The sequence below is a fragment of the Roseixanthobacter psychrophilus genome, from assembly GCF_043195195.1.
In the GTDB taxonomy this organism is placed as follows: Bacteria; Pseudomonadota; Alphaproteobacteria; order Rhizobiales; family Xanthobacteraceae; genus NCEH01.
Genome location: NZ_JBAFWT010000017.1, coordinates 98,226 through 105,228 on the forward strand (window position 1 = coordinate 98,226; position 7,003 = coordinate 105,228).

5 protein-coding genes and 1 pseudogene are annotated in these 7,003 nt (G+C 58.9%); 4 read left to right on the forward strand and 2 right to left on the reverse strand.

Features of this window, described 5'->3' with window-relative positions:
* Positions 1-531: 531 nt before the first annotated feature.
* Both infA and V5F77_RS16100 read right to left on the reverse strand, forming a co-directional pair.
* Positions 532-807, reverse strand: coding sequence for a translation initiation factor IF-1 (infA, locus tag V5F77_RS16095; protein ID WP_012115181.1), 276 nt, complete (start codon positions 805-807; stop codon positions 532-534).
* 26 nt (positions 808-833) lie between these two features.
* Positions 834-2,384 (reverse strand): DEAD/DEAH box helicase, encoded by a 1,551-nt coding sequence (locus tag V5F77_RS16100; protein WP_429006374.1) that lies wholly within the window; start codon positions 2,382-2,384, stop codon positions 834-836.
* A 344-nt stretch (positions 2,385-2,728) separates the two neighbouring features.
* On the opposite strand from V5F77_RS16100, the gene V5F77_RS16105 reads away from it, so the two are divergent.
* From V5F77_RS16105 to V5F77_RS16120, 4 genes and pseudogenes are all read left to right on the forward strand, one after another.
* Complete coding sequence (locus V5F77_RS16105; RefSeq protein ID WP_429006375.1) at positions 2,729-3,253, forward strand: DedA family protein; 525 nt, start codon at positions 2,729-2,731, stop codon at positions 3,251-3,253.
* A gap of 77 nt (positions 3,254-3,330) precedes the next feature.
* Positions 3,331-4,520 (forward strand): IS3 family transposase gene (locus V5F77_RS16110; protein WP_429006382.1). Its coding sequence is split into 2 segments (ribosomal slippage): positions 3,331-3,583 and positions 3,583-4,520, totalling 1,191 coding nucleotides; the frame shifts between segments, so codons are not numbered across the junction.
* Between the two features lie 213 nt (positions 4,521-4,733).
* Positions 4,734-6,437, forward strand: a complete 1,704-nt coding sequence (locus V5F77_RS16115; RefSeq protein WP_429006376.1) for a hypothetical protein — start codon at positions 4,734-4,736, stop codon at positions 6,435-6,437.
* Between the two features lie 100 nt (positions 6,438-6,537).
* Positions 6,538-7,003, forward strand: a pseudogene (locus tag V5F77_RS16120) (IS3 family transposase); the annotation flags it as partial.

Below are 7,003 nucleotides of genomic sequence, written 5' to 3' on the forward strand. Positions count from 1 at the left end.
CGTGGCCGCGCTTTATTCCCTGCACACGGCAGAGCTACGCCCAGAAGACCCCATGAAAATCACGATTTTCAATTGTCTTCAAAGGCTTGATGCGGATCCACAGGCGGCGCCGCGCGCCGGATTTCTTTCTTCGGGTCGGGCCAGAGCCGTGGTCGGACGATGCGGTGAATTCCCCTGCCGCCCGATCCGGGCTCGTCGTCCAGCGATGACCGCCGCTTCGTTCCTGGCGCGTGCGGAAAACACGATTCGCGCACCGGCCGAGCGCCCCGCGCACCGAGAAGGCCTGCCTCCCCTCCTCCCGATCGCCACTGGTGCGGTCGTGTCCTGGTCGGAGCGGTCTTCCGGAATCAGGGCGGGCCTATCCCAACGAAAACGCCGCCATCCCAGGGATGGCGGCGCTCCTCTCACCCGTGCACGGGCATCCAATTGTTCGCGCCGGCGGTGGGCGCACGTCGAGTCTCGCATGCCCCGTCAGGCGACACGCGAACCATCAACCCCGCGAAGCGGTGCGGGCCGAAGCCCGCAGGCGCATCAGCGGCGGCGGAAATTCTGCTGGCGGCGGGCGCCGGGCGGGGGGGCATTGCCTTCCGCCTTGTGGCGGAAATTGATGCGACCGCGATCGAGGTCGTACGGCGACATCTCGACCACCACCCGGTCCCCTTCAATGGTGCGGATGCGGTTCTTCTTCATCTTGCCGGCCGCATAGGCCAGGATCTGATGATCATTGTCGAGCCGCACACGGAAGTTGCCGTCTGGCAGCACTTCCGTGACCGTTCCTTCGAACTCCAGCAATTCTTCCTTCGCCATATAGTCTTCTCCAGCTACCCCAGATTTCAACGCGGGCGCTTGAATGCTGCGCCGGGCTTGCCGCTGCTTGCCGGCTGACCGCCGGTGCGCATGAAGCCCACGGCACCGATTTCCGACGAGCCACGTTGGCCACCGGGGGTGCGAGCAACCCGTTGATCCTGCCGCGCACCGGTGCGCGGCGTGTCAGAAGGGCGGCCCGAGGGACCACCCGCATTGCGCCCCTCGCCGGAACGACCCTCGTGGGTGCGTCCTTCGTGGGTGCGTCCTTCGTGGGACCGCGCATCCTGTCCACCGCGACCCTCGTGACCCCTATGGTCGCCACGATGATCCTGGCTCCGACCTTCGGGACGCGGGCCGCGTCCCTGGCTCGGCGCGCCGCTACGTCCGCCCGCGGGCTTGTTGCGCACGGGCGCACCGGCCGAGGCATCGACGATCGGCGCCGTGCCGGGCGTGGAGCGCCGGTCGGTCAGCGGCAATTGCATGCGGATCAGCTTTTCGATCGACCGCAGGTACGCGCGCTCCTCGCCGTCGCAGAACGAGATCGCGATGCCCTCGCGGCCGGCACGCGCGGTGCGGCCGATGCGGTGGACATAGGATTCCGGCACGTTCGGCAGGTCGAAATTGAACACGTGGCTGACGCCGGTGACATCGATGCCGCGCGCCGCGATATCGGTGGCCACCAGGGTGCGCACAGTGCCTTCGCGGAACGCCGCGAGCACACGGTCGCGCTGGTTCTGCGACTTGTTGCCGTGGATCGCCTCGGCGGGCCGGCCGTATTTGGCGAGCGCGCTCACCACCTTGTCGGCGCCGTGCTTGGTGCGGGTGAAGACGAGCGAGCGCTCGACCCCCTCGCCGCCCAGCAGCTCGGCCAGCAGGGCCGGCTTGCCCTGTTTTTCCACCAGCATGACGTGCTGCTCGACCCGGTCGGCGGTCTTGGCCGCCGGGGTCACGGAGACCGTCACGGGATTGCGCAGCATGGAGCCGGCAAGGTCCGCGATGGCGGACGGCATGGTGGCGGAGAAGAACAGATTGTGGCGCTTCGCCGGCAGGCGGCGGATGATGGCGCGGATGGCATGGACGAAGCCCATGTCCAGCATCTGGTCGGCTTCGTCGAGCACGAACACCTCAACCGCGTCGAGCTTCACGGCGTGGTTTTCGGCAAGGTCGAGCAGGCGGCCGGGGGTGGCCACAAGCACGTCGACGCCGCGATGCAGGGCGCGAATCTGGCGACCCATGGGCACGCCGCCGATGGCGAGTTCGACGGTGCGGCCGGTATGGCGGCCGAACTTCTCGAAATTCTCCACGATCTGGCCGGACAATTCGCGGGTCGGCGAAAGCACCAGCACGCGCACGTGCTTGGGCTCGGGCCGGCGCGGATGGCGCACCATATGGTCGAGGATCGGCAGCGCGAACGCCGCGGTCTTGCCAGTGCCGGTCTGGGCGATGCCGATCAGATCATGGCCGGCGAGGATTTGAGGGATCGCCTGGGCCTGGATCGGCGTCGGCGTGATATGGCGCTCTTCGGTGAGGGCCTGGACGAGGGGTTCGGCAAGGCCGAGTTCGGAAAAAGAGGTCAAGCTCTGTCTTTCGTGCGGCGAACGCCACCCGAGGCGCGGGACAAGGTCCACGCGCCACGCGCATTCGCGGGGGGTGTGTGACACCCCGCGTGGCCTGGGCTGTCGAAATCAATAAAATGAATATCGGGCTTAAGCCGACGGGAATGAGGCATTCCCGGAGCGTTCCGCTACGCGGCCCGAGAGCGACCTGCCCGGCATCATCTGCGCCGCCGACCGCTACACGCCGCCATATGGCCCAGATCCGTGATGATTTCAAGGCAAAGCCCGCATGGACTCGCATTTTGTGCATCGCACGCCCCTTGCGGCGGGATCGCGTTTGAACGAAATAGCCCAGCGGAGGCCTCATGATCGACTTCGACGCTTACGCAGCGCCCGTCCTGGATTTCATTCGCACCTGCCAATCCTTCGCCCCGGCCGTCGTGTTCGCGCTGGCGTTCGGCGAATCCATCGCCTTCCTGTCCTTGCTGATCCCGGCCACCGTGCTGCTGCTGGGAATCGGCGCCCTGATCGCGGCGGGCGGGCTGGATTTCTGGTCGATCTGGTTCGCCGCCGTGTGCGGCGCCGTGCTGGGCGATGCGCTCTCCTATTGGTTCGGCCTGCATTACAAGCAACGCGCGAAGGAGTTCTGGCCGCTCTCGCGCCGGCCGGACCTGGTGCGACAGGGCGAGAGCTTCTTCGCCCGCTTCGGCATCTGGGGCGTCGCCATCGGCCGGTTCTTCGGCCCCGCCCGCGCGGTGGTTCCCCTCGTTGCGGGCATCCTGGCGATGCCGCAGATCCCGTTCCAGGTGGCGAACGTGCTGAGCGCCCTGGTCTGGGCCTTCGTGATGCTGGCCCCCGGAGCCGCCGTGCTGAAAGCTTTGGGGTGGTAGGGGATTGGTTGGCTGACGTTGCCCCTTGGCTCAAATCCATAGTGAAGTTCGTTCTGGCCCGACGTGAGGACCTGGACCTGAAGCGGAGCCGCTTCACGGAAGAACAGATCATCTCCATCCTGAAGGAGCACGAGGCTGGGGTGCCGGTCTCCGAGCTGTGCCGCAAGCGCGGGGTCAGTGACGCCAGCATCTACAAGTGGAAGGCTCGGTTCTGCGGGATGGAGGTGTCCGAGGCCAAACGGCTGCGGGCGCTGGAAGATGAGAACGCCAAGCTGAAGCGCATGCTGGCCGATGCCATGCTCGACAATGTTGCGCTGAAGGACCTCCTGGGAAAGAAATGGTGACGCCCGCAGCCGAGCGGAAAGCTGTCGCGCATCTGGTGGTCCATCACGGGATGAGCGAACGGCGGGCGTGTAAAGCCACCGGCTTCTGCCGCATGACCATGAGATACAAGACGACGCGGGAGGACGACACCGCCCTGCGCGAGCGCATGAAAGCCATCGCCCATGAGCGACGGCGCTTCGGCTATCGGCGCCTGCACGTGCTGCTGGGACGGGAAGGCTTCGTGGTCAACCACAAGCGCTTGTTCCGGCTCTATCGCGAGGAGCGTCTCAAGGTGCGGCGCCGTGGTGGCCGCAAGCGGGCCATCGGGACGCGGGCCCCCATGACGATCCCGATGCGGCCGAACGAGCGCTGGTCGCTCGACTTCGTGTCGGACCAACTCACCTGTGGCCGTCGCTTCCGCATCCTCACCGTCGTCGACGACTGCACCCGGGAATGCCTCACTTTGCTGGCGGACACATCGTTGTCCGGCCTGCGTGTCGCACGGGAGCTGAATCGACTGATAGCTGACCGCGGCCGGCCGAAGATGATCGTCAGCGACAATGGCAGCGAGTTCACCTCGAACGCCATCCTCGCCTGGGCGGACGCGGCACAGGTCGAGTGGCATTACATCGCGCCGGGCAAGCCGATGCAGAATGCCTTCATCGAGAGCTTCAACGGTCGCCTGCGCGATGAACTTCTCAACGAGACGCTGTTCTCGGCGCTCGGCCAGGCCAGAGCAACCCTGGGCAGGTGGCGGTCCGACTACAATGGATCACGCCCCCACTCCGCCCTCGGCTGGCAGACACCGTCCGCTTTCGCAGCCACCTTCCACCCGCGACGGGATCTGCCGCTGCGCCAAGCCAAAAGCTCCGTGCCAGATCCCGTCGCTCACCCGGCCGACAAGGCCAAATCCAACCGCCCGAACCAACTCTCTGCTGCATAAAACTTGGCGGCAACGTCACGGAAGATGCCGAACGCGCCGGGCACGGAAATCTCGTTGAGAGCATCAATGCGACCGCCACCCTAAAACCGGGCATCGTCATGCTCAGAGCGCTGGGTTTTGCATATGGCGATTTTCAAAGCCCCTTTGGTCGCGCTCGGGAGTGGACATTTACTCAGCGACCATTATATGTGTGGCTAAAATTGGGAGTGCGGCATGACTTTTTTCAAGGAGCTGAATGCTCTTGAATCTAGATTTAAACTCTCCTCAATACTAACTGTATCATTTTTTGCTATATTATCATTTCTCTATGTGATTTATGTTTTTGCGCAAAATGCGGATGTCTTCTTTGAATCTCAGTTTTTACATCTGCCATTCTTAAGAAATCTAGTAAACAATACACTGACGCCCGAAGGATTTTTTACCGTATACGGGGAACATATGTTTCCTGGATATAATTTAATTCTGGGCGTCAACTATTATTTATTTGGCATATGGGGTGGATTCGATAGCTGGGTCTATGCTCTTACACTCTGGATAACAACTGCGATCCTCATTTATAAGTTTTATCAAACCACCCCAGAAGCACCTCTCAAAAGAAATATGGCGGCCGCATGCGCCGCATTAATTGCACTATCCACTAATCACAATCCACAGTGGGGCATGGCTTTGGCGGCAGCCATCGGTGTCACCATGTTTGTTGCCGCCGCTGCAATTTTAGATACCGCTCTATGCCGCGATAATCGTCGCACTCTCCCCATTTTCTTTGTTTTGGTTCCACTATCTATCGTTTTATTTCTAGGTGGCTACGCTATCGGAAGCATCGCAGGTCTTTTTACCATAATTTTAATGTGGATTATTCAATATAAAACATTAAATCGCTTAACTGTCGAAAGTATACTTGTTATTATACTATCGCTTTTAGTTTACATTTTCATAACTTCGTTGTATGGATCTCTGCTTGTCAATCGACCGAATTCGTTCGGACTGAATTTAATAGAAATTGCTCAATTTGGAATCCTCATGGTTGGATCCAGCCTTATTGGGCGAGCTTTTTTCGAGATGACCGGCCAATTCTGGCCATTTTACTTATCTGGTGTTGTTCTCATATTTTGGACAATTCAGCTCTGGTGTGCATTTGCGCTTTTTCCTGCGCGCGGAAAAGCATTTGTCGTTAGCTTATCTGCCTATTCGATCGTCAACATCGCAGTGGTCGCCATATTTCGATATCGAAACGGAGCCGATGGTGCTTTCGGTCAATGGTATATGGTGCATACGCAATTTATCTCAATTTCCGTTCTGTATTATTTATGGACCACGCTATCCGAATCAAAGCCGATTACCAGCGCACTAAAAATAATCTCAATTATACTTATAATAATTGGAGCAATGGCTGGCTATTATGCAGACTGGAGGAAGGCTCCTTACTTCAAATTATGGAAAGAAAAATTTGCTCAACAAGCTCCGATTTTACTTGGGTTTCCCGAGAGAATACAAGATCGCAACAATATATTCCAAACTATGTTGTGGCCATACAACGAAGCAAAAGCCTCAATCGATTTTATTTACGATAATAAACTATGGGAATTTAAAAGTACACTGCCGATCACGGCAGGAGTTACATCTGATGGTTGGATCACGCCTGACAGTGCGACCACGATAGTTTGCCCGTCTGGATCGCAGCAGGTTAAATTTACAATAGTTCGCCCGGAAAACTGGCCGCCTGCCGTCATTTCCATTTTATCGGATGGTCAGCAGAAGTTACTCCAGGTTAAAAATGAAGATATTTCTATCCGATTTAGCAAACAACCCTCCGTCTTGATGTTGGATGGTAGTGACGAATCGAAATCTGTACCGATGTCTCCACCCCACGACCAACGAAAACTGATTGGAATAATATCGGCAATTTCTTGTGAGTGACATTACCTCTCAGGCTCAATCGATTGGGCCGTTTGTTCCTGACCTGACATGAGAATCAAAACATGAAGCGCGGTCTTTTTTTCGGAAGAGCACATTATCGATCCTAAAGGAGCACGGAGACGGAATCCCAGTATCTGAGTTGCACCGCAAGCATGGGGCATAGACGCCTGACTCTACAAGCGGGAGGCGCGTTTTGGGGGTGGACGTATCGATGGCCAAGCGTTTCACGGCTCTTGAGGACGATAACGGCAAGCTGGAGCACATGCTGGCCGGACTGGCCGATACCATGTCTACGATGTTGCTCTGAAGAACCTCCTGGGAAAGAGGTGGTGACGCCCGCTGCCGAGCGGAAAGCTGCCGTGCATCTCATGGGCTGTCACGGGATGGGCAAGTGGCGGGCGCTTAAAGACACCGGCTTCTATCACATGACAATAAGGTACAGCGCGACACACGTGGATCATGCCACATTGCACGAGCGCATGGCGGCCATTGCCCGGGAGGCGGCATAGCTTCGGCTGTGGCGGGCCCCATGTCCTCCTCAAACGAGAGGGCTTCTTAGTCAAGAA

Coding starts and splice junctions, on each gene's coding strand:
- infA (WP_012115181.1), bottom strand. CDS start 807: ATGGCGAAGGAAGAATTGCTGGAGTTCGAAGGAACGGTCACGGAAGTG.
- V5F77_RS16105 (WP_429006375.1), top strand. CDS start 2,729: ATGATCGACTTCGACGCTTACGCAGCGCCCGTCCTGGATTTCATTCGC.
- V5F77_RS16115 (WP_429006376.1), top strand. CDS start 4,734: ATGACTTTTTTCAAGGAGCTGAATGCTCTTGAATCTAGATTTAAACTC.